We start from the raw sequence: 23,549 nt of genomic DNA on the forward strand, positions 1-23,549 counted from the left end.
CACGAGCTGTAGTCTCTTTGCGTTTTCAGAAATTATGAATACACCGGTTTTCAGGTTCGGCCTTCTGACGTGTATTCGTCGGGAGCCACTGATACCATAGAGAAAGTATGCATGATGGTTGACTCAGTGGCGTTTATGCAGCTATTTATTGACTGGATGTGCGATACAGTAACCGCGATCAATGCTCGTAAAGTCGGCCCTCCACCTGAAAAAAACGACAATGTTGTTGCCATTGACGGTAAGGCACTTCGTGGGTCACGCCCTGCCAAGGGTAAGAAAATGGTTCACATAGTCAGTGCCTACTGCTCCGAGCTAAATCTCATACTGGGTATAACATCGGTTGATAAAAAATCTAATGAGATTACCGCCATTCCGGAGATTCTGGATATGCTGGTACTGGAAGGCGCTCTGATCACCATGGACGCCATGGGCTGCCAAGTCGCCATATGCAAAAAGATTGTTGAAAAAAAAGCAGATTACCTGATCTGTGTAAAGAACAACCAGCCAACTCTGCACAATCGTATTGATACAGTTTTTGAACAGTATATTGAGGAAAATCCTACAGACCCGGATCCAGATGATGAGGAAAATCCGTTTTTCGCAGAAACAATAGAGAAGAGTCGCAATCGTCAAGAGCACAGGCGCAGCTGGGTATTTAACAATATCAAAAGTCTCGTTGATCCCGGAAATGAATGGCCTGGCCTGGAACACTGCGCGATTATTCAGCGTGATAGACTCATTGACTCCAGGCAATCAACAGAGCTGAATTTCTATATTACCTCCCGGGAAATGACAGCCAAAAGCGTACTGGCAGCGGCTCGGAACCATTGGAGTACAGAGAATAAGCAACATTGGGAATTGGATGTCAGTTTCAGCGAAGACGCCTCTAAAATTCACGAACGAACAGCCACAAAAAATATTGCTACGTTAAGACGATGCTGCTACAACGCCCATAAACAGAGCACCCATTTTGAAAAAGAGAGCATGCGCCGTCGTGCTGAGCTGGCAGGGCTTGATGAAGATTACCGAACAGAGTTAATACTTGAACAGTTTTCCCCTGGATAACAGAAAATAAATCCACCATTTCAATTGGTGACTTAGAGGACAAACTCATAGTCCAGGTTTGTAACACCTCTGGAGAAGTTTGGCGTGCCTGATTCTTTACTTTTTTATCACCAGATATTGAAAATACTGAAAGGCATAGTAATAAATTGAATATAAGAAATTTCTGCCCAAAGGAACAAGTTTAATTAGCGTTAAATAATAGTACTTTAGTACGCCTGAAGCTTTCGCCCTGATTAGTGAACTAACCACTCTGATAGAGAATGAGAACAAAAAACCAATCAAGAAAATATCAGATTCAAGCAACATAAAAGAGCTGCAAGGAGAATGGAATTCTATTAAGCATTATGATGCTGGCAATATAACTGGTTCTTATTCTGAATTTAAAGATCAAGTATCTGAATCCCCACTCTTGTTGACTATTGATGGAGATAAAGTACAAATCAAAGCTAAAGATAAAAAAACAATAATGGATCATATCAGAAATATGAAATATGGATTGGTTGATTACATTGACGGAAAGTATGCCCCTGACCTTTTTTATACCGATACCAAAAATGACACCACTTGTTATATTGATCAAGCGTACAATTTCCCTCTTACTCGTTGGCTAATTGTAGAAGCTAATCACCCGAATGAATTGTATGGTAGCGGAGGGGGGAGTATTTATAAATTCTACATGCATCAAGATATAACTTTATATTCTTTAAAGAATAACTGCATGGATGGCTACGTTGTAATTTATACAGAAAAACCGCATGAAAAAGGTAAGATTTATTTGGCACAGCTTACAGAGCCTCTGGAAAGCAATCTTGAGAGTAACGAAGAGCACTCGGAAATTCTGTTAAGAATACCCACCTCAGCTTTTGAGATGACAAAAAAATAGTTCTGAACATAATGCAAGCTGATAAGACAAATGTTTCTCAGCTTGCTTTTTATTAAACACGTAAGATTTTAATGAAGGAAGTTTTATCATGAAGATACTAGGATTTTTTCAACAGGTACTTTTTGAAAAAAAACTAATAAAAAAGCACAAGAAAATCTTAGCTTTACAAGATGCAAGCTACCGTAGATTTAAGCTGTGCCTGAAAGAGAGGGACTGGTGTGGATGTGCGGCAGACATTAGGTTTATTCTTGAAGGTATTGTATCCATAGAGAGTTCTATGGCTGTAGAAAACCCACTCGGCACGAGTAGTCAGTTAAATAGCTTCTCAGATGAAGCTTATAGTACATCAAGTGCCATAATTGATGATATTTCAGCATCTCTTAAAAAAGAGGAAGCGCTGCGGCTTGAGTTCTCTAGACAAATAATGAATGAAACAAGCGGATGGAAAGACCGGATGGTTCACAGGTTAACAATGTTTGATCCAGAATTAAAAGCATTACTAACTATAAAATAAAGTCAGAGCCGTAATCCACAAAGATAAAGCTTGGTCATGCACTTATACTTTACAGAGAAGTAGTATGTTGAAAAAAACAGTATTCGCCGCTCTAATGATGTCATCCGTTGCATTTGCAAACGAACCACCATCTTTCCGTAGCCTCGAACTAGGCACCAATCACGATAAAGTAGTCATCACCCCCGGAGCAGAAAGTCATCTTGACGGTGTGTTTACTAAGTTCTATCTACCGTCACCAGACATCAAGACAGCACAGTATGCTCAAGGGTTCGACACTGCTGACATGCTGAGTGGCAATCATGGCTTTGTAGATGAATCCATCGTCTCTTACACAGTAGACCGTAAGCAGAACATTAGTTCTCTGGAAGGGCTTTCGTATGCTTGGGCTGATTACAACTTCTGTGATGAAAAACTGACCAGCTTCACTATCTCTTACAGCGTAAAACGTGGGAATTGGTTGAAAAAATCCGAACAGGAGGTCACTGCTAACAGGCTGGCAGAAAAATTCCGCAACCAATATCTTGACCAAGGCTACAAAGCAACATCCAGAGGCCGGTTAGAAAGCTCTGATGGACGTTACGTCGTTTCAGCAAAAATCTCTGAGAACAACGATAGTTGGTCTGAACTTACATTCAAACTTGTGGATACTTCGTACAACGAAACTCTTCGTGAGCGTCAGGCTCAACTGGATAAACTTGCAACAGAACACGGTGATACCCTGAGAGCAAAGCTGGAAGCTGATGAAAAGCAATACGGTATGTGATCGCTCTTAGGGTAGACATTAAGCGTTCAACTCCCCTCTTCGGGAAGTTAAAGATGGAACCACGAAGGACACGAAGAGCACAAAGAAGAGATTTTCTTTTCCTTCGTGCTCTTTGTGTCCTTCGTGGTTCCATTCAAAAGCCATTGAAAATGGAGGGGTAAGCTTAATGTCTACCCTAAGTGTGATCGCTTGCAACAGGTTATGATATGACAAAGCCTCTGTCCGAGGCTTATGTCGCATATGTTAGAAATCAGGGTTCCACAGGCTGTTTTTCTTGCTGTAAAGCTGTCTTAGAGGGAGTGGTAGCGTGAGGGAATCTTTCATTTAGTCTCTGCTTCGCCCTTAGATTTCCTATGTGAATGATAAAGTTCACGTTGGAAGCGAACACAATATAAACAACAAACAGCTGTGCATATGTTAGGGATAAAACACAAAACAGCCCTGCTCCCCGAATAAACTCAGGATGAGCTTTGTACAGCCAACTTTTAGTCAGCAACGGTACAGCAGCAGCCCCCACCACTAACAAGCCAGCTACAGCAGCAGATACCGCTACAGCTCCAACAATGAGTTTTAAGCGTTCCTCATCTTCATCAGAGAAGATTGCTTCGACCTTGGACGGCTGCATGATCCGAATAATTGCATTCGGGTACAGATAGGCAATCCAGATACCCATGATCGTAAAGACCATTGCCGATGTGTTTTGCAGTATGGACAGCAACGGCTCCATGTCTGCATAGGTTAAGTCATTTCGATAACTGAAACTGAGTACTACAACTAATGCAAACACCAAGACGTGCCATACAGCTGTTTTTGTATGACTCTTCTTAGATTTCATTATATCTCCGCTACCATTTCTTCTCTGTTGTGTTCATTGACCTCACTTTCATTCGCCGCTTCATTACGCTGGCGAACAGCACCACCTGAAAACGGTGCAAGCAGTCGATCACGGGTCAGATGCAACGCATTGAATAACCGCTGAGTGGTGTAATGACCAGTGTCATCAATTCCCTGCCGTAAATCAGGAACAGGCAGAACGCTTTTCACAACGAACTCATTCAGCCAGTAAGTTCCACCTGCACTTTCTTTCCTGAAACCGATGTTTGCCCAGCCATGAGCACCATCGCCATACCGTTCATGGTACGTGTCCAGCATTTCCTGAAGTTCATCCGCAGTGGGGTGAGCATCAATCACAAGCTCAATACGACGGGTGTCACGGGTTACTTGATTAGATATAAACGGAAGATTCTGGCAGAGCCGTTGCCATAGAGCACGTTCTTGAACTTCTTCAGCACTGATAACATCCCTATGAACAAATTGTGTTATCTCAGAAGCAATGCTTTCAAGGTCAGCCTGATCAGTAAGTTTAGTGAATTGCTTGCTTTCTATACGGAACCAGAGGTGTTCATTGCCTCCAGCAGCCGGAGCAAAAAACACAGTGGTGTAGGTGTGTCCAGCTGTGTTTTCACGCTCTTCAATGGTTTTCTGACGGATGTCACTGTGAAGGTTGATGTAGTCCTTCAGGTACTTGTTCATCAGGTCTGTGTCCGTGACAGAGCTTTTGAACTTGATAGACGCAAAAATGTTTAGTCTAGGAATAAACCAGTAATATGCAGGTTCTCCCCATATAACCTGAGCGCCATCCTCAACAGCATCATTTGCATCGTAAAGGCGAGTGTCACTAAGGTCAGAGTCTGAACGGATACCATACACTCCGTTGCCGTTTCCGACAGCTCTCCAGAGGATGATCATATAATCACCAGTCTCAGGATTGTGCTGAACAGACTTCAGGTAGACTTTTTTGCGGTTCTGATAACCGGGAGTTTCATCATCCCAAGGTAAGGTATCAGCAAGAGATGTCCGTGTGCCGTGCCATGCGTGGAGGTTATCGAGCATTTCAGTCATATCAAGGGATTCACCTTCCTCTGAACCACGCTTGAAAAAACCCAACCTCTCGTACTTGAAAAAAGTGACCAATCCCTCTGCCATAACACAACACTCACGAGTAATAATATTTCTCGATCAAGTATGCTCTTTTTGATTCATAAAATGAATGGGTAATGCTTTTTTCTTATATGAGAATCAGCATGGAAATAATCACCTGACTATGTTGTAGCCAAACTGTGTCTGCTGGATGGTCCATGCACCATCTAACAGAGAAATATCAATGAAACTCAAAGTTGTTTTCGCCTCCCTCCTTCTGGCTGCTAACGCTCACTCTGCACAGTTTTTGTTAGGCGAAGAAAACCCCATCACAGGTAAGCCTGTCATCATTAACCTCGAAACCAGTGACGTACAAAAAGAAAGACCTGACCCTGAATTTTCTTCGAGGAGAATAGCAGGGCTATTTGACGAAGAAGCAGGAATTTTTAGACCAATTTATCGCAACCGCAGTAGGACAGTCTTAAGTCCGACAGGCTCCTAGTGCATCTAAGCCCTGATACCCATACACAAACACCTCGTTCCCACGGACCTCCGTGGGAATGCATACCGAACCTCTCCGAAAATATAGCCCCCCCATTAAACTCTCATGATTCCGGGCAGAAGTTGATACCCAAAAATGCAGCTTCTCCGTAGTGGCTCTGTCGATATTTAATCCCGGGATGTTGCGATTGTTGCTATTTTTCCTGAACAGCCTGAGTCACCTTGGGGGGTTACATTATGCAACCTGCAGCAGGGTTAAAGACCAGTACCGATGTCGATACAGCGGGCAATGAAATCAAGCCTGAAGTCGTCCGTGATATGGCTCGCTTTGATCACCGGTGGGTTCGCGTCCCCCAGGAAGTGTTCGCCAAAATCGCCAGCTATTTATCAATCAGCGATATCAATAATTTTGGGCAGGCATCGCCGCCAACAAGCGATCGTCTGCGGTCATGCGGCCTGGCGGAGGTCCATTACTTCCTCTCCCTGACCAGGCAGGGGCAGTCTTCGTGTCGGGCAATCATTCAGTCCAGTCAGCAACTCCTTGAGCACCTCAGGACGTTGTCCATATTTTCTGTTCGACACTTCCCTGCGCAACTGGGCCCGGCTTTTTACTCATTTTATGCCAGTCATTTGCGCCAGCAGATTCTTGACGGGGCTGCACTGACCCTTATACCCAGTGGCAGCAGAAATCTTAATCGCTCTACCCGTCATCTGTGTGATCATATTCCCATCCTCATCGAGAGGAAGTCGGAGAATTACAGTGATATTCTGGCTCTGAATCATGGTCACTGGGTCAGTAAAGCTGAAATCAAACACGATTATTCTGCCTGTTTTCGTCATCAGCATGCCGACCATATTTTATTTGTCCCGCAATCGGTAAGCAGTGGGAGGGCGAAACTTTTTTCCCGCAACTACAGTGGCAAAGAGCATTTACTGTCTGTTTATGAATGCAGGAATGGTGAGTGGGTTGAGCAACAGCAACTGACAACGGGTGACGTTTTTCCTCAACATAATGACAAGCATATTAGTAAGATATACCTGTCACCTGATGCCAGGTCACTGGTCTGTATTAACCTGGAGCAAGCTGGCGCTATTCTTGGTCGGGGGACTGATGGCCAGTGGGTCAATAAAGGCAACATTAGTACAAATTACAATCATACTTTGCTGTTCAGTGCCGACAGCAAAAATCTTGTGCTTTATCATAGATCACGCATTACGGTAATGGGCCAGGCAGACGATGAATCCTGGTCACGAACGGCTGATATTATTGTTGAAGATCGTGCTGATGACCTGGAACTCACACCCAATGACGATAAAATGAGCGAATATGAGCTTAATCTGGAAGTGGTATTCAGCCCGGATAACCGCCATTTTGCTACATGGATTAGCGGTGATTTTGATGCGGATGCTGTCAGGCGAGATTATTTCTTTGTCGCCATTTTTGCCCTCGGTCCTGAAGGGCAGTGGTGTGAAAAAAAGAGAATGATTAAAACCTGCAACCCACCAAGATATTACTACCATCTTAAACCCAATTTCAGCCCCGATGGTCGGTTTCTGATCATCACCACTCAAGTTAGTTTGGATATCTGGGAATTAAATACTGACGACCAATGGCTGCCCGCTGTTCAGGAGAAGTACCAATGCGGTCGTGGTACGATTCATTTTTCTGCGGACCCCTGTGAATTCATCAGAAAGAGGTTGCGGTGCGTAACAATCTGGCGCAAGGCGGCGTCCGGCATGTGGGGTCGGGCACAAACATTCCCGGCTAAGTTCCTGACAAAAGTCAGTCCCAACGGTGAAACCATTGTGTGTAACGATCCAGCAGGCCATACGGATATCTATCAACGTAAACCTGTTGGTGAACTTTGCGCTAAACCCGCCGGTGAGTGGGTCAGGCAACGCATCGAATTTTCCGTCGAACAAGTAGGTTTCAATCAAGAAGGCTACCTGCTGGCTGTGGTTCCTGAAACGGATTCGCACAGCCTGATTCTGTTCGGGTTGACGGCAGACGGGAGTTGGCTTGAAAGGAGCCGTTTGCAAACAGAAAACAGTATTTGGAAATTTTGCTTCAGCCCGTGCAGCCGCACACTTCTGGTCACCAGTTTGCTCCCTGCCGGTGATCTTTTAGTGCCAAAGTTTGTTTCCTTCTGGCAGATCAGGGATCATCAGCCGGAGAATGCCTGTTAGGGATTATCCCGTTGGCTGGTGCGGTATAAGTAGTTAACCAAATGAAATCATATATTTCTGACTAAGTTGTCAGTCACTCCCGGCAACTGCTCCTGCGTTGCTCTAGCTCCTGCATCCATGCAGTCGTGCGGCGTTGCAACTCCGGTCACATAGCTACGGCTATGCTCCCTACGTTGCGCCTTGCATAGCAACTGCCCACTTAGCCAGAAATATACGATTCCATTTGGCCAACTACTTAGCCCGGTCAAGGGTTCTCCACACCGGCCAGCTATGCCCTGAATCAACGTGTCTGAACAACCTCCTGATTAACCGCTTAGTGCATCTAAGCACTGATCCCCATACACAAACACCTCGTTCCCACGGACCTCCGTGGGAATGCATACCGAACCTCTTCGAAAATATAGCCCCCACATTAAACTCTCATGATTCCGGGCAGAAGTTGATACCCACAAATGCAGCTTCTCCGTAGTGGCTCTGTCGATATTTAATCCCGGGATGTTGCGATTGTTGCTATGTTTCTTGAACAGCCTGAATCACCTTGGGGGGTTAACATTATGCAACCTGCAGCAGGGTTAAAGACCAGTACCGATGTCGATACAGCAGGCAATGAAATCAAGCCTGAAGTAGTCCGTGACATGGCTCGCTTTGATCACCGGTGGGTTCGCGTTCCCGAGGAAGTGCTCGCCAAAATCGCCAGCTATTTATCAATCAGCGATATCAATAATTTCTGGCAAGCATCGCCGACAACGGGCGATCGTCTGCGGTCATGCGGCCTGGCGGAGGTCCATTACTTCCTCTCCCTGACCAGGCAAAGGCAGTCTTCGTGCCGGGCAATCATTCAGTCCAGTCAGCAACTCCTTGAGCACCTCAGGACGTTGTCCATATTTTCTGTTCGACACTTCCCTGCGCAACTGGGCCCGGCTTTTTACTCATTTTATGCCAACCATTTGCGCCAGCAGATTCTTAATGGGACTGCACTGACCCTTATACCCAGTGGCAGCACAAATTTTGATCCCTATTCGCATAAACTATTGGGTAATCATATTCCCACCCTCATCAAGAGGAAGGCGGATAATTACAGTGATATTCTGGCTCTGGATCATGGACACCTGGTCAGGAAAGCTGAAATCAAACACGATAATTTTGCCTGGTTTGGTCATCAGCATGCCGACCATATTTTATTTGTCCCGCAATCGGTAACCGGTACGTGGTCGGAACTTTATCGCTACTACTACTTGAGCGGCGAAGAGCATTTACTGTCTGTTTATGAATGCAGGAATGGTGAGTGGGTTGAGCAACAAAAACTAACAACGGGTGACGTTTATCCTCAACATAATGACAAGCATATGAGTAAGATATACCTGTCACCGGATGCCAGGTCACTGGTCTGTTTTAACTTGGAGTACACGGGTGCTATTCTCGGTCGTGGGGCTGATGGCCAGTGGGTCAATAGAGGCAGCATTGATACACCTTATAATCGTAATTTGCTGTTCAGTCCCGACAGCAAACATCTTGTGCTTTATGATGAAGCATACTTTACGATAATGAGCCAGTCAGACGATGAATCCTGGTCACAAACGGGAAATATTACGGTTGAAGATCATGCTGAAGACCTGAAACTCACATCTAACGCGGAGGAAATGAACCTGTGTGAGTTTCCTCTGAAAGTGTTATTCAGCCCGGACAACCGCCATTTTGTCATATATTTTGACGATCATTATTATGACGATGCTATTGAACGAGATTATTTCTTTGCCATCATTGTGGCCCTTGATCCACAAGGGCAGTGGCGTGAAAAAAAGAGAATTATTAAAACCTGCAAGCAGCGAATTGATTGTTACTATCTTAAACCCAATTTCAGCCCCGATGGTCGGCTTCTGATCTTCAACTCTGAATATAGTTTGGATATCTGGGAATTAAAGACTGACGACCAATGGCTGCCCGCTGTTCAGGAGAAGGACCAATACGGCGGTGGTACGATTCATTTTTCTGCGGACCCCTGTGAATTCATCAGACAATGGGAGTGGGCGAGGGTAACAATCTGGCGCAAGGCGGCGTCCGGAATATGGGGCCAGGCAGAGACATTCCCGGCTGAGTCCGTGACAAAAATCAGTCCCAACGGTGAAACCATTGTGTTTAACGATCATGCGGGCCATACGGATATCTATCAGCGTAAACCTGCTGGTGAACTTTGCGCTGAACCCGCCGGTGAGTGGGTCAGGCAACGCATCGAATTTTCCGTCGAACAAGTAGGTTTCAATCAAGAAGGCTACCTGCTGGCTGTGGTTCCTAAAACGGATTCGCAAAGCCTGATTCTGTTCGGGTTGACGGCAGACGGGAGTTGGCTGGAAAGGAGCCGTTTGCAAACAGAAGACAGGATTTGGAAATTTTGCTTCAGCCCGAGCAGCGGCACCATTCAGGTCAACAGTTTTCAAGTCACCGGTTTGGTTGTTTCCTTCTGGCAGATCATGCCCGATAATGCTCAGCTCAAGGCCATAAACCGCTTCAATGGCCACCACCGAGCTCAACAGCCAGCACCGCAGCGACCTGATAAAGGCCCCGAATCAGCAGTGTCAACCCAAACTGGCCATGATTATTTCCCAGGTTATCCTGGCCATTACTGGTGAAATCCTCTGGGTATTGGTATTGGCGATAATTAATTTTCTGATCTGGGTAGACTTCCGCTGGATAACACCTTTTTTCATTGATACTGCGGGCAAAACAATCAGAATTCAGATTCTGCCGGGCAGTCCATAATGTGGTTTCTGCCGTGGTTTTTTCCAGCCATTGCTGGAAGATTTCCGGCGATTCAAAATATTCTGCGGTTTTCACCGACCTGCCAACCAGGCCGGATAAAAAAGCCCCGACGGCCTGATCAATAAAAGCACCGAGTTTTGCCCGGCCTTTGGCATCCTTATAGTGATAATCCGAGTCATCCCGATGCATTCTGGCGTAATGGAGCACCGCTGCCACCATATTTTCACAAAAAGCGTTCATGAATGCCGCACGCTGATCAAAGCCTGGTGGCATAAAAGCAGTAGTATCAGCGGCATCAAAATAGCTGGTGATTCCGGGGTAAAATTCCATATCGCCAATATCCCTTAAACCAGAGTACCCCCAATCCGATTCATCAGTAGCCTTGCTGTCCCAGGCCGTTAATGCTCCTGGAAATGCCCGGGCATGGTTAAACATAAAACAGAGAAACAGCTCTCGGCGCTTATCTTGAAACGAATGGTACGCCCGGATCGTGGAAGTGTGCACAGCGCCCAGGCTGCTCCACACCCCCAAGTCATAACTGGCGTTAATCAAGCCCTGCTCTGCGCGGGTGCTGTTACCGTCAGGGTCTTTCTGATGAGCCAGTGTGCTGTAATCCTGATTGCGTGTAGTAAATTGATACATCAGATAAAAACACCGGCTGTCCACCACCACCGTTTCCAGCCTTGAACGAAAGCTGGCAAAAATTTCTTCAGGCATCAGATCAACCGGTACCAGTTCCAACCCGACAGGCCTCGGTACTTCACTTTTCAGCAATCCCCCAAGCCGACGGTGGTTCCAGACAAAACGGTGCACTGCCTCTTCACGGAAAAAATCTTTCAATGGCTCCCCGCAGCGCAGAAACTTCATGCGGGATATCTTCGTACGGGTGTTCATCATTAATGCCCGCCCCCCATAAACAGTACAATTCCCGGATAACGGCTCCGTCCATACTGGCAACTGCGCCTGGTGCAGTCTCTGTGTCTGCTGGCAACAGTGCTGCTCAATGGTTTTCTGTAGCGCATGCCCCATAGCAAGGTTGCGCAGGGTAAACGGAGCACTGCTTAATAAGGCTTTCTGCAAAAATATACTGCTGGAAAACTTGAGTTCATCAAAAGGTCGCGGCTCCAGTGGTTCCAGCAAAATGTATCGATGCATTATCGGCTTGCCCCGTTGTCGGCAGGACAATGGCATACAGGTATCCCCCCTGGCTACCATTGCCTGGCGAATGTCCTGTGGGAGATATTGAGGGGCAACGGCCAGCAATAAATCATAAGGTAGCTGGTGGCGAAGGGGTTCAGGCACATGCTTTATGGTTTTTAAATTTGGCGCGGCAGCCTCAAGGGCCAAACAACAGACATCCATGGTTCTTAACGGAGCTGGAATTTTTTTCAGGGAGTATAAGCCACTGCAGGCCGCCAGGAACAGAAGATCGGGATGATCCTGAATTTTTTTTTCTGGCACAGAGCAGTTCAAGGGGGAGATTCTCAGTATGCGACGGTACAAGTCCACAGTTCGAAACGACTCAGGAAAAGCCCGATCTGAATCACCTGCCCTTATTGCCCGCTCGACCCATTCAGGATGAGCACGCATCAGGGATGGGGGGCACCCGGAAATAGAGCCAGGCCATTTATCCAGGTATCGCCGGCAAAAATCTTCTGTTTTTGCCGAATCAGGCAATTGCTTCAGGAGCGAAGAACTCCATTGCCGGTGAAAAACCTCATTGGCCAGCTCCGGGTGCTCCAGGAATATCTGGCGAGGGATAAAATCAAACTGATTCAACAGGTCAGTTTGCCTGATAGCCTTAACGCAGCGCTGATACGTACGTAAAGACTGCGGCATATCCTCCAAATCAGTAATTCCCAATTGATCAATCAGCTGATCTGCTACCGATTCTGAAATAGAGTTGCAGAGAAAGTTTAATTTCTGTACCGCCATGGAACATAATTCGGGGTAAAACGTCGCACAAGGATTCACAAACTCAATTAACTTGGGTTTTTTTTTGATCGCCTCCAGGCACAGGGGATAATTTTGATGCTCGGGGGGCACATACTTCAGGGTATCCGGACAAGTCGCCACCAGATCAGGAAACTGAACTGACCGGACATAATCAGAGGCGATATTGACTGGCAGAGCACCGATCCGAAGGCAAAATTTATTAAATGAACGGGTTTTCAACCGGGCCGGGAGATTTTGATAAAACCACTCCAGCCCGACATTTTTTTTCAGGCACTCCCGGGCAAGGGCTTCAGTGATTGCAGCCGGAGGCAAATCCTGGAGATACAATTCATAGTCTTTGACCAGGTCAGCCGTCAGCACACTCTTAAGAACCTCTACCCGGGTATGTTGAAGCACCCAGGCTCTACTCAGCCAACTGGAAAATTTTATCCTTTGGTTAAACTCTTCTTTACTGGTTATTTCCTCTGGCAGCTGTAAATAACAGGCAAGCAACTGGCGTTGATGGCCAGATACAGGACGGGCAGGACCATCAATAAAGGGGTCAGCAGAAGGTTGAATAGCAACAGAGCGAGGTAGCCCGGGTTGTTTTGCCTCTGTTGATTTCAGTAACCCCGCAGTGGATGAAAATGCCTTCTGTATTACTCCCGCTCCAACTTCGGCTGAAGCGACATTGGTAAAGGCAGAAGACGTGATGAACCAGTGACTGTCACTATCATCAGATGAACTGGACACCGCTGTTTGCGTATCTTTTTTTTGTTTCTTCGCTGGTAAAGCATTTCTGCAGCAATCAACCGTATTCATAGTTCGACGCTTTTAATAGACTTATTTTTTATCCACCTGGATGCTGTAAATGTAAACTTTTATTCGATCTGACTATTACGATGCAAAGAAGTTCCTGATTAACATTGTTGAATGTTTGAATGGCGCAAATTACACAGTAACTCTTTCATAAGCTGCTATCTTTGATCCATTAACGTTGTTTAATCGGTCAATAATAACAATGCCTTCAACACTGGCGCAGGTTTACACTCGGGCAAATCAGGGCATACGTGCACCTGCGGTTTCGGTAGAAGTCCATCTTTCTCAGGGCCTGCCCGGTTTGAATATTGTCGGCCTGCCGGAAGCGGCGGTTCGCGAGAGTAAAGACCGGGTGCGCAGTGCACTTATTAATAGTGGCTTTGAATTTCCCGATGGTCGCATCACGGTGAATTTAGCCCCGGCCGACCTCCCGAAAGAAGGCGGTCGCTTTGATCTGCCCATTGCCCTGGGCATTCTGGTGGCTTCGGGACAACTGCCGGGTGAGGCTCTTGAAGATAGGGAATTTCTTGGTGAGCTGGCGCTTTCTGGTCATCTTCGCCCTGTCCGGGCGGTGCTTCCTGCTTCATTAGCCTGCAAAGACATCAACAGGTCATTGATTCTTCCTGAGCAGAATGCCTCTGTTGCCGCCATGGTCAGCAGCGTCACGATTATTGGCACCCGCAGTCTCCCGGAGGTTTGCGCTTTCCTGCTGGAAAAGACGCCGATTGAACCGGCAAAACCCGACCGAAACAGTTTTACAACAAACTATCCAGACCTGGCGGATGTCCGGGGTCAGGAGCAAGCCAAAAGAGCGTTACTGATTGCCGCTACCGGCTCGCATCACCTGCTTCTCTTTGGTCCACCCGGTACCGGGAAAACCATGCTGGCCAGTCGTCTGCCCGGATTGCTGCCACCACTGACAGAGAGCGAAGCCCTTGATGTGGCCGCAATTCATTCACTCACATCCAGCTCCATGGATACCCTCTGGCAGCGCCCTTTTCGCACACCGCACCACTCCTCTTCATCGGTTTCCCTGGTGGGCGGTGGCAGCATACCGCAACCGGGGGAGATCTCTTTTGCCCATCACGGTGTTCTGTTTCTGGATGAAATGCCGGAGTTTGCCCGCGCGGCCCTGGAAATACTCAGAGAGCCCCTGGAAAATGGTGAGGTAGTCATCACCAGGGCCAAAGGTCAGGAGCGTTTTCCGGCCCGATTCCAGCTGGTTGGTGCCATGAACCCCTGCCCCTGTGGTTACCTGGGTGACAGTCAGCGAACCTGCCGGTGTTCACCGGACCAGATCAGACGCTACCGGAACAAATTATCCGGGCCATTACTGGATCGTATTGACCTTCAGATTGAGGTGCCATCCCAGACTATCCAAACCATGATGGAGCCTGCTGTTCAGAACAACGATGAAACCGGTTCAGAACAGATGAGAGAGCTGGTGATCAACGCCCGGAAGAGACAGCAGGTCAGACAGGGAAAAATCAACTGCCAACTGTCGTCCAGGGAGCTGTTTGAAGTCTGTGCGCTGGGTGAAAAGGAGAAAGAGCTGATCACCAGGGCATCCGCGCAACTGCAAATATCAACCCGAGGGCTGCATCGGATTTTACGAGTGGCCAGAACCATTGCCGACCTTGCTGGCAGTGCCTCGGTGCAAAGCCCACATCTGGGCGAAGCCCTGCAATATCGGCAGTTGGATCGTCAGTCACTGGAATAGTTTTCATTTTCTGCTGAAATTACCCAACCTTATAAGCGGTAAACCTCTTGCCAATTTAAGGGATTCCCTACGGGATCCTCGCCAAGACTATTAATGTAATGCTTTGCCAAGAGTTGATAACTGTATGTTTGCTTATTACAGAGAACAGGATCATCAACCTCTCCCAAATCAATACAACACTCTTTAGATATCCCTTCCCGGGATATCTCAGCCGGTAGTTCGGGTATCTCATTGAACGGAACAATATTTGATTCAAGAATCCCTACAAACTCCGGCTTACTCTCCTCCGCAGAAGCCTGTCGGCCGACATCGGCCCTTTCCCGGATCATATTCGCCACCAAGCCCTCAATAACTGCATTGGTCATCTGCAGGCGGTCATTATCCATAGCGTTACCGGGCATGCACTCTGAGACAAGTTGAGCAATATGCCGGTCACGTAGCTGAGGCTCATTGCGAAGATCTATACGAAGCGGTGCCTGGCCAGGAACCACCAGGTCAAATATTTCTGGCTGACGCACACAGCACGGACAGAAAATCCTTTTTATACGCCGCATAAAACCCGAGCCTCTTTCCTCAGAACGCCCTTGAACTGAGTCCTCACGAGACCTGTCCTGTGTAGGCCAAAGGTCATAACTTGCGGATCTTGCCTCCACGGAAATCACTCCTCTTAACTGCCAGGAGCCTGTCGGACTTAAGACTGTCCTACTGCGGTTGCGATAAATTGGTCTAAAAATTCCTACTTCTTCGTCAAATAGCCCCGCTATTCTCCTCAGAAGCAGAAATTTTTATCCTCAATTTCTCGCAATCCTCGCTACGGACGCTTAAGTCCGACAGGCTCCTAGACATAAGTTATGTTATTTAGCCGCCCATTAGACTCCACAAACCGGTAATTTATCCTTCCTGCCAATAAAAAAAACCGTGCCCACGATAAACGTGGGCACGGCTGCAAAGACAATCATTTACTGCTCTTTTATCGAGCTTAACTATCAGGCCAGGGCCAGTTCGCCGGTTTCCGGAGCCTGACCACTTTTCATCAGCTCGTTCATCTCGGTCTTGATCTGATCAGAACGTGGACCAAAGATGGCCTGCATATTCTGGCCTACCACCAGCACAGCGGTGGCACCCAGAGCCTTGATGGCTTCAACATCCACATTCTCTGGCTTATCCACAGTGACACGCAGACGGGTGATGCAGGCGTCAATGCTCTTGATATTGCGCTGACCACCAAAAGCGATGAACAATTTTCTGGCCAGCTCACTGCCAGCTTCAGCAGTATTCCCGGTTTCTGCTTCCTGTTCACGACCCGGTGTACGCAGGTTGAACATCTTGATGACAAGCGTGAACACGGTGTAATACAGCGCCGCGTAAGCCAGGCCCCATACCAGAATCATGGCTGGTTTGGTACCAATGCTGAATGACAGGGCGTAGTCAATCAGACCGTGGGAGAACGAGCCGCCCATTCTGATTTCGAAGAAGTTGGTGATCACAAATGCGATACCTGCCAGCAGTGCGTGAATTCCGTACAGGATTGGCGCAACAAACAGGAAGGAGAATTCTATAGGCTCAGTAATACCGGTCAGGAAAGAGGTCAGAGCCGCAGACATCATAATACCGCCCACCGCTTTCTGGTTTTCGGTTTTCGCGCTGCGCCACATGGCAATCGCCGCCGCTGGCAGACCAAACATTTTGAACAGGAAGCCACCCGCCAGGAAGCCAGCAGTCGGGTCACCGGCAAAGAAACGTGGAATGTCACCATTCACCACAACGCCAGAAGCAGTGACAAACTCACCCATCTGAGACTGGAAAGGTACGTTCCAGATATGGTGCAGACCAAATGGAATCAGCAGACGCTCGATAAAGCCATAGACAAAGCCCATGGTCACAGGATTACCTTCAACGGCGTAATTACCAAAAGCATCAATGGCATTACCGATGGGTGGCCAGATAAAGCTCAGCGCCACACCCATCACGATAGCAGCAAAAGCGGTGATAATCGGCACAAAGCGCTTGCCCGCAAAAAAGCCCAGGTACTCAGGCAGCTGGATTTTATAGAAGCGGTTGAACATGACCGATGCCAGAATACCCACCAGGATGCCGCCAAACACACCGGTATCAATAGAAGCGATACCCATGATGGTTTTGGTTTCGATACCCAGAGTGTTGGCCATAACCCCCATGGTAGCGAGCAGAACCACATAGCCTACAATCGCTGCCAGAGAAGAAACACCATCGTTATCCGTCAGGCTGAGTACCACGCCGATAGCAAACAGCAGAGGCAGATTACCAAAAACAGCCCCCCCCGCCTGAGCCATGATATGGTTCAAGATTTCAGGAAAGATTGAAAAGTTTGCACTACCTACCCCCAGCAGGATACCGGCAGCGGGCAGAATTGCCACGGGCAGCATCAGCGAGCGCCCGATTTTTTGTAGAAGGGAGAATGCTTTTTGCACCTGTTTACCTTTAGTTGCCGTTTTTTAAAAAAAATATAAAAACGTTGCCAAGACAGCTCTGATCATCTGAATTTGGGCGCGAGATTTTGATACATTTGCTTACCTTATGAACTGACTTAGATCAAAAAACGATCGACTTTCTGTTATCTAAAGGCACTTTTTTATTATTCTTTTATAAAAAGTTGAGCTGATTCGAGCACCATACCGAAGTCGTTACCCAATTGGCTATTAGCAAGAAAGGTTGTCGCGAAAGTGACACAAGCCTTAAACCACAAAGGACACCAAGCTCACGAAGTCATCTTTTCAAAGACTTCGTGCTCTTCGCGTCCTTTGTGTTTTCAAAAAAGCACTCTACCTTTCGCGCCCTCCCCTGTGCAATCGCCAGGGGAGCTCCGACTCTTTTTTATCGCGGCTGGACGGGAAGAAGGTTGATTTCTACACGACGGTTTTTGGCACGACCTTCAGCGGTTTTATTGCTGCCAATAGGGTCTGAAGAGCCACGGCCATAGGCAACAATGCGGTCACCGCTGACCCCCTGAAAAGCAATATAGTTAGCAACACTGTCAGCCCGGTCCTGGGAGAGAGGTACGTTTATCTTATCCCCTCCGGTACTGTCGGTATAACCAACCACTTCGATCATGTTACGGTCGTACTCCCTGAACACTTTCGACACAGAACCCAGCACCGGATAGAAAGCCGATCTGATATCGGATTTGCTGGAGTCGAAAGTGATATTGGATGGCATAATCAGTTTCAGCTCATCACCCTGGCGGTATACCTGTACGCCGGTTCCCTCCAGCTCTGCTCTCAGTACTCTTTCCTGTCGATCCAGATAATGGCCATAACCGGCACCTGCCGCACCACCGATGATGGCACCTTTCAGTGCACCATCACCACCATCGGCGATAGCACCAATCGCAGCACCCGCCAGAACACCACCAAGGCCATACTTGGTTGACTTGCTGGCCTGCTGTTCACCGGTGTAGGGATTGGTTGTCTGACAGCCTGCCAGCAAAGACCCCATCAACAGGGTGGCAACGGCAAATAATCTTTTCAATGACATAATGGTTTTCCTAAGCAAATCAGCCGCGAATAATACTATTTTCACGAATTTCTTCACCTATTGTGGTATCAGGACCGTGTCCGGTGACCACAATGGCTTCTTCGTCCAGCGTATAGAGTCTTTGTTTGATCGATCGTTCAATGGCTTTGTAGTCTCCGCCCCACAAGTCTGTTCGCCCAATTGACCGGCGGAACAGCGTATCCCCGGCGATCAGAAGCTTTGGCTGTTCAAACCAGAAACACATGGAGCCGGGCGTATGCCCCGGAGTGTGCATGGCCACACCTTCACAGCACGGCAGTTCTTCATCATCTGTTAACCAGTAATCAGGATCTGGAACCGGGCTATAAGGAACACCGAACATACGGCATTGCATTTCAAGGTTGTCCCAGAGGAACTTATCCCCCTGATGGAGATAGATGGGCGCACCGGTCTGTTTTTTGATGTCGCCACTGGCCAGGAAATGATCCAGATGAGCATGGGTGTGGATAAGCGCGACAACCTGTAGATCCAGCTCCCGGAGCTTGGTCATAATAATGTCAGGATCGCCACCGGGATCTACGACAAATGCCTTACGGGTGACCGGATCACCAATAATTGTACAGTTACATTGCAGAGGCCCAACAGGGAAAGTCTGCCGGATAAAGGCTGGTTGGTTTGTCATTTGACCTTCACAGTAGTTTGCTATGTTCGGCCAGGATTCTAATATTATTTTTCTGTCGGGTCTTTCCTTATATGCAGTGGGCTACCATGGCCAGCAATAATCACGAACGGCTTATTTAGATCGCAGCATCTCACAACCTTGAAAAGGTTCGCCTCCCTGACTGAAGTCTCATTTTCTGCATCAGAGCCACACTGGCATTGACCAGGCCAGCAGGATCAACCCGCAGAAATGCTTTCTGCCCGGGATGGGGAAAGTTCCATTCCTGTATGTACTCATCCGCATCATCTGAATCCTCTTTGGAAAAGACCTCCGGGATCAGGGAATATTTATGATAGATCCATTTTTTTCGGGTCAGCCCGGGCCTTGGCTCAGCGATGGATAGTGAAAAGTGGATTTGTCTCAACACGTTACTACTCCTCAGTAATTCAGCAGGCGTCACTTTATGGAATCATTAGTGTTCAGCTGCACGGGCCTTTGAGGTAGGTAGTGTAGTCAAAAAAAAACTGGTCATAAGTACCAAAAGAATATTCCACCGCAAAAATAATTGAGCGAAAAATTATTCATTAAATTAATAAATGAAGTCAGTCAAACTGCCCCCATAAAGCCGACCAAATAACAGTCAATCTGACTAGGAGCCTGTCCGAGGAATAAAGCTATCTCTACCAATAGTGACTATGTAAATACCAAAACAAAATAATAACCCGTAAAAATCGTGTCTATTCTCAGAGTTCAATCCAGTAGACAGACCCCAAAAGCTATGCAGCCAGGTAACAAAAACACGGAAAAACAACCCATTATAAATGGCACTATGATTCTACTCATAGCCGGACTGTTCGGAGTTATCACCGGATGGCTTGACCTGAATGCACTCAATCAGGCCGGTGATGTGGTATCCGACCTGTTTATACGCATGCTGAAACTGATCAGCCTCCCCATTATCTTTTTTGCCCTGGTTTCCACTCTGTCCGGAATGGGCGAAGCGTCAGAGGTAAAACGCCTGGGTGGTCAGGTTCTGAAATACACGGTGATCACTACCCTGATTGCCGCTACTGTTGCCCTGGTCCTTTACTTATTCATTGCTCCGGCGGGAAAGGCTGATGCATTAGCCGGAGCCACCGAACCTTCAGGCCCCTCTGGCAGTTATTGGTCTTATCTGCTCGGCGTGATTCCTGCCAGTTTTATCGAGCCCTTTTACACTCATAATGTGATGGGCGTGTTGTTTCTGGCCCTTCTGCTCAGTGCTGCCATTATGGCTCTGGAAAAACGGCACAAGGCTGTTTTGCATGCCTTTTTTGACAGTATGTTTGCTGCCATCATGAAGATGACCGGCCTGATCCTGAAACTTATGCCTCTGGCGGTCTGGGCATTTGTTAACCAGTTTATCCACGATCTGCACAGTCAGAAGGTTCTCCAGGACCTTGTTCTTTATCTGCTGTGCGTGGTGCTGGCCAATATCGTACAGGCTGGCCTTATGTTGCCGCTGTTGCTGAAATTCAAAGGCATTTCTCCCTGGCAAACCATGAGAGCCATGTGGCCAGCGCTAACCGTGGCTTTTTTCGCCAAATCGTCGGCGGCGGCTCTGCCCTATGCGGTTGATTGCGCTGAAAAAAACATGGGGGTTCAGAGTAAAGTGGCCCGTTTCAGCCTCCCTTTGTGCATTACTGTCAATATGAACGCTTGTGCTGCTTTCATATTGATAACGGTTCTGTTTGTTTCACAAAGTAATGGCGTCATGTTCTCACCCCTGGAGTTACTCTCATGGATCGTCATTGCCAGTATTGCCGCCATTGGTAATGCCGGTGTGCCCATGGGGTGTTATATGTTATCCAGCGCATTTCTTGCCGCGATGGGAGTACCACTGCAACTGCTGGTTATTATTATGCCGTTTTATGCGTTGATTGATATGCTCGAGAGTGCCATTAACGTGTGGTCAGACTCCTGTGTAACCGCTATGGTGAACGCAGACCTGTTACCCGCTATGGGGTTGGCAGAGGGAGAGAGCCAGGTGGACCACAATGGCAGTGATCCGACTTAGTACATCCTTTCAATGAGTTTGATGCGCACAATCTCCGTTCACCCTGAGCACCCTTCGACTCGGCTCAGGATGAACGGACGAAGGGTGATTGGCACAGTCTTTATCAGGGTATGGAGTTTGCGTCCTTCGACTCCGCTCAGGACGAACGGAGTTTGGGGGGCAATAATAGATGGAACCCATCAATTGCCTTGAAACCTTGTACCAGGTTCAATAAGTTTTATCTCCTTTAATCTGGTTTATCCAGTGCAACAGTTCAGAGGTTGCGTAGACTGCCTCTACGCCCTTGTTCATGTGATCATCACCGGCTCTTTTTTGCGCGTCCTCAACGCTATCTACTCCGATCACTTCATTGATCACAGGTTTTCCGAAGCGTTCTGTGACATCCATAAAACCTTCAAATACACCATGAAGTACCATTTCATCGTGACTGGTGATCCCTTTCAGAACCACACCAAACGCCAGGATAGCATCCAGCTCAGGGTCTTTTTCAAACAGAAGTCGTGCCGCAAGCGGCAATTCCAGTGAGCCCGGGACTTTGTGAATTGAGATATTCTCCGGCTTGACCTCCAGTGCCAGCAGCTCTTTTTGAGCCCGATTAATCATGGCATCGACACAGTCACTGTGCCAACTGCTGCCGATAATCGCCAGTCGTGCATGGGGAATTTTATGGAACTGTTCCGGGGTTTTAGGAAGGCCAGCGCCCATCAGGGATACTCCTTTAAGTTACGGTTAAATAATAGTGTGAAAATGAAAGTTAGCTGGCTACTGCTCTTGCGGCAAACCGGTTCAGCGGCTAACCCGATGAAGCACCCGACAAATAGCGCGACACAGTGCTTTTAGCTCATCGCTGGCAATAACGTAGGGTGGCATCACATACACCAGCTTGCCAAAAGGCCGGACCCAAACGCCCTCTGCAACAAACAACGGCTGGATTTCAGACATCACCACCGGTTCTTGCAACTCCACGACCCCAATGCCACCCAACACCCGGACATCAGCAACAGCAGGCAGGTCAACACAAGGCATCAAGTCTTCTCTGAGCGTTTGTTCAATCGCCGTCAACTGACCACGCCATTCGCCTCTGGATAAAATCTCCAGGCTGGCATTACCGGCAGCACAGGCCAGTGGGTTGGCCATAAAGGTGGGGCCGTGCATAAACGGACCATGTTCAGAAATGGTGCGGCTGACCTGCTCGGAGCAGAGGGTTGCCGCCATCGTCATGTAACCACCCGTCAGAGCCTTTCCGACACACATGATATCCGGAACAACGCCAGCATGCTCACAGGCAAACAGCTTGCCGGTACGACCAAACCCTGTGGCAATTTCGTCATGAATCAGCAGAACTTCATAGTCGTCACACAGCTGGCGCAGACGCACCAGATATTCCGGGGAATAAAAATACATGCCTCCGGCACCCTGAACAATGGGCTCAATAATCACCCCCGCCAGCTGGCTTCCCCGTTGGTCCAGCATCTGCTGCAACTCATTAATATGACTCTCTGCCAAAGCTTCACCGAAACGGCACTCAGGGCGGGAGACAAAATAGTGCTGTGGCAGAATTCCGGTAAACCAGTGATGCATGCCGCCATCTGGGTCACAAATAGACATGCCACCGGTTGTATCGCCGTAATACCCGCCCCTGACGGTCAGCATCTTGTTTTTTTCAGGTCGCTCCCGGGCAATCCAGTATTGCATGGCCATTTTGATGGCGACTTCAACAGCCACAGAGCCGGAGTCAGCAAAAAACACCGTTTGCATCGGTTCCGGGGTCATGGCCACCAGTTTTTTTGCCAGGTCAATCGCCGGTTTATGGGTCAGGCCACCAAACATCACATGGGAGAAATCATCAATCTGATGCTTTAGTGCCGCATTCATTTCAGGATGGTTATAGCCATGCACCATGCACCACCAGGAAGACATGCCATCAATAACCCGGCGACCATCATTCAGGTGCAAATAGACACCTTCGGCCCCGACCACCGGGAACATATCCACCCGATTAATGGTCTTACTGTAGGGGTGCCAGATATGTTCGGCGTCAAACACCAGCTCTTCCGGGGTTATAACAGGGCTCAAGCCTGACTCCTTTTGATACGTATTGACCTTTCTGCCAGGAGAAGATAATCGCGGGGCTGTTCTGTAGCAAGCGTAAACAGTACTTTATACCCATCAAATTCATCATGCCCATAAGTAGTTGGCCAAATGGAATCGTATATTTCTGGCTAAGTGGGCAGTTGCTATGCAAGGCGCAACGTAGGGAGCATAGCCGTAGCTAT

18 protein-coding genes are annotated in these 23,549 nt (G+C 47.8%); 8 read left to right on the plus strand and 10 right to left on the minus strand.

What is annotated here, in order from left to right; genetic code table 11:
- The first annotated feature begins 69 nt into the window (after positions 1-69).
- The 4 genes from ACO6VE_RS21045 to ACO6VE_RS21060 all read left to right on the plus strand — a co-directional run bounded on the left by ACO6VE_RS21045 (position 70) and on the right by ACO6VE_RS21060 (position 3,225).
- Positions 70-1,065 (plus strand): ISAs1 family transposase, encoded by a 996-nt coding sequence (locus tag ACO6VE_RS21045; protein WP_422463266.1) that lies wholly within the window; start codon positions 70-72, stop codon positions 1,063-1,065.
- Positions 1,066-1,474: 409 nt separating this feature from the next.
- Positions 1,475-1,948, plus strand: a complete 474-nt coding sequence (locus ACO6VE_RS21050; RefSeq protein ID WP_422463268.1) for a hypothetical protein — start codon at positions 1,475-1,477, stop codon at positions 1,946-1,948.
- Between the two features lie 88 nt (positions 1,949-2,036).
- Complete coding sequence (locus ACO6VE_RS21055; RefSeq protein ID WP_422463270.1) at positions 2,037-2,462, plus strand: hypothetical protein; 426 nt, start codon at positions 2,037-2,039, stop codon at positions 2,460-2,462.
- A 64-nt stretch (positions 2,463-2,526) separates the two neighbouring features.
- Positions 2,527-3,225 carry a hypothetical protein gene (locus ACO6VE_RS21060; RefSeq protein ID WP_422463271.1) on the plus strand — a complete coding sequence of 233 codons (699 nt, stop codon included), beginning with the start codon at positions 2,527-2,529 and terminating at the stop codon, positions 3,223-3,225.
- 250 nt (positions 3,226-3,475) lie between these two features.
- On the opposite strand, the gene ACO6VE_RS21065 is transcribed toward ACO6VE_RS21060, so the two are convergent.
- Complete coding sequence (locus ACO6VE_RS21065) at positions 3,476-4,060, minus strand: hypothetical protein (RefSeq protein ID WP_422463273.1); 585 nt, start codon at positions 4,058-4,060, stop codon at positions 3,476-3,478.
- The gene (locus ACO6VE_RS21070; protein ID WP_422463275.1) at positions 4,060-5,211 is read right to left on the minus strand and encodes a hypothetical protein; all 1,152 of its coding nucleotides are present in this window, start codon (positions 5,209-5,211) and stop codon (positions 4,060-4,062) included. Before ACO6VE_RS21070 ends, ACO6VE_RS21065 begins: the two co-directional genes overlap by 1 nt.
- Positions 5,212-5,389: 178 nt before the next feature.
- On the opposite strand from ACO6VE_RS21070, the gene ACO6VE_RS21075 reads away from it, so the two are divergent.
- Positions 5,390-5,647: a hypothetical protein gene (locus ACO6VE_RS21075; RefSeq protein WP_422463277.1), complete on the plus strand. Its 258-nt coding sequence runs from the start codon at positions 5,390-5,392 to the stop codon at positions 5,645-5,647.
- 236 nt (positions 5,648-5,883) lie between these two features.
- Entirely contained in the window at positions 5,884-7,833 is a 1,950-nt protein-coding gene (locus ACO6VE_RS21080; RefSeq protein ID WP_422463279.1) for a hypothetical protein, read from the plus strand.
- Positions 7,834-10,338: 2,505 nt separating this feature from the next.
- Here the strand turns inward: ACO6VE_RS21080 and ACO6VE_RS21085 are convergent.
- Positions 10,339-13,278, minus strand: coding sequence for a hypothetical protein (locus ACO6VE_RS21085; protein WP_422463281.1), 2,940 nt, complete (start codon positions 13,276-13,278; stop codon positions 10,339-10,341).
- Positions 13,279-13,546: 268 nt separating this feature from the next.
- Here ACO6VE_RS21085 and ACO6VE_RS21090 point away from each other — a divergent pair, with 268 nt between their 5' ends.
- Positions 13,547-15,064, plus strand: coding sequence for a YifB family Mg chelatase-like AAA ATPase (locus ACO6VE_RS21090; RefSeq protein ID WP_422463283.1), 1,518 nt, complete (start codon positions 13,547-13,549; stop codon positions 15,062-15,064).
- Positions 15,065-15,093: 29 nt separating this feature from the next.
- On the opposite strand, the gene ACO6VE_RS21095 is transcribed toward ACO6VE_RS21090, so the two are convergent.
- The 5 genes from ACO6VE_RS21095 to ACO6VE_RS21115 form a co-directional block, all read right to left on the minus strand.
- A complete protein-coding gene (locus ACO6VE_RS21095; protein ID WP_422463285.1) occupies positions 15,094-15,450 on the minus strand; it encodes a hypothetical protein in 357 nt (118 codons plus the stop codon).
- A 600-nt stretch (positions 15,451-16,050) separates the two neighbouring features.
- Positions 16,051-17,514, minus strand: coding sequence for a PTS glucose transporter subunit IIBC (gene ptsG / locus ACO6VE_RS21100; protein WP_422450253.1), 1,464 nt, complete (start codon positions 17,512-17,514; stop codon positions 16,051-16,053).
- A 403-nt stretch (positions 17,515-17,917) separates the two neighbouring features.
- Complete coding sequence (locus ACO6VE_RS21105; RefSeq protein ID WP_422450252.1) at positions 17,918-18,577, minus strand: OmpA family protein; 660 nt, start codon at positions 18,575-18,577, stop codon at positions 17,918-17,920.
- 19 nt (positions 18,578-18,596) lie between these two features.
- Positions 18,597-19,238 carry an MBL fold metallo-hydrolase gene (locus ACO6VE_RS21110; protein WP_422450251.1) on the minus strand — a complete coding sequence of 214 codons (642 nt, stop codon included), beginning with the start codon at positions 19,236-19,238 and terminating at the stop codon, positions 18,597-18,599.
- Positions 19,239-19,368: 130 nt separating this feature from the next.
- Positions 19,369-19,644 carry a hypothetical protein gene (locus tag ACO6VE_RS21115; RefSeq protein WP_422450250.1) on the minus strand — a complete coding sequence of 92 codons (276 nt, stop codon included), beginning with the start codon at positions 19,642-19,644 and terminating at the stop codon, positions 19,369-19,371.
- Between the two features lie 402 nt (positions 19,645-20,046).
- On the opposite strand from ACO6VE_RS21115, the gene ACO6VE_RS21120 reads away from it, so the two are divergent.
- Complete coding sequence (locus ACO6VE_RS21120; protein WP_422463287.1) at positions 20,047-21,273, plus strand: dicarboxylate/amino acid:cation symporter; 1,227 nt, start codon at positions 20,047-20,049, stop codon at positions 21,271-21,273.
- Positions 21,274-21,480: 207 nt separating this feature from the next.
- On the opposite strand, the gene ribH is transcribed toward ACO6VE_RS21120, so the two are convergent.
- Positions 21,481-21,978: a 6,7-dimethyl-8-ribityllumazine synthase gene (ribH, locus tag ACO6VE_RS21125; protein ID WP_422463289.1), complete on the minus strand. Its 498-nt coding sequence runs from the start codon at positions 21,976-21,978 to the stop codon at positions 21,481-21,483.
- A gap of 81 nt (positions 21,979-22,059) precedes the next feature.
- Positions 22,060-23,349, minus strand: coding sequence for an adenosylmethionine--8-amino-7-oxononanoate transaminase (bioA, locus tag ACO6VE_RS21130; RefSeq protein ID WP_422463291.1), 1,290 nt, complete (start codon positions 23,347-23,349; stop codon positions 22,060-22,062).
- Between the last annotated feature and the right edge of the window lie 200 nt (positions 23,350-23,549).

Source organism: Endozoicomonas sp. ALB115 (genome assembly GCF_049310245.1).
Taxonomy (GTDB): Bacteria; Pseudomonadota; Gammaproteobacteria; order Pseudomonadales; family Endozoicomonadaceae; genus Endozoicomonas.

Bases quoted from the DNA above. Each gene is read 5' to 3' on its own strand.
- ACO6VE_RS21055 (WP_422463270.1), top strand. From the start codon at position 2,037: ATGAAGATACTAGGATTTTTTCAACAGGTACTTTTTGAAAAAAAACTA.
- ACO6VE_RS21060 (WP_422463271.1), top strand. From the start codon at position 2,527: ATGTTGAAAAAAACAGTATTCGCCGCTCTAATGATGTCATCCGTTGCA.
- ACO6VE_RS21065 (WP_422463273.1), bottom strand. From the start codon at position 4,060: ATGAAATCTAAGAAGAGTCATACAAAAACAGCTGTATGGCACGTCTTG.
- ACO6VE_RS21070 (WP_422463275.1), bottom strand. From the start codon at position 5,211: ATGGCAGAGGGATTGGTCACTTTTTTCAAGTACGAGAGGTTGGGTTTT.
- ACO6VE_RS21075 (WP_422463277.1), top strand. From the start codon at position 5,390: ATGAAACTCAAAGTTGTTTTCGCCTCCCTCCTTCTGGCTGCTAACGCT.
- ACO6VE_RS21080 (WP_422463279.1), top strand. From the start codon at position 5,884: ATGCAACCTGCAGCAGGGTTAAAGACCAGTACCGATGTCGATACAGCG.
- ACO6VE_RS21090 (WP_422463283.1), top strand. From the start codon at position 13,547: ATGCCTTCAACACTGGCGCAGGTTTACACTCGGGCAAATCAGGGCATA.
- ACO6VE_RS21095 (WP_422463285.1), bottom strand. From the start codon at position 15,450: ATGGATAATGACCGCCTGCAGATGACCAATGCAGTTATTGAGGGCTTG.
- ACO6VE_RS21105 (WP_422450252.1), bottom strand. From the start codon at position 18,577: ATGTCATTGAAAAGATTATTTGCCGTTGCCACCCTGTTGATGGGGTCT.
- ACO6VE_RS21110 (WP_422450251.1), bottom strand. From the start codon at position 19,238: ATGACAAACCAACCAGCCTTTATCCGGCAGACTTTCCCTGTTGGGCCT.
- ACO6VE_RS21120 (WP_422463287.1), top strand. From the start codon at position 20,047: ATGATTCTACTCATAGCCGGACTGTTCGGAGTTATCACCGGATGGCTT.
- ribH (WP_422463289.1), bottom strand. From the start codon at position 21,978: ATGGGCGCTGGCCTTCCTAAAACCCCGGAACAGTTCCATAAAATTCCC.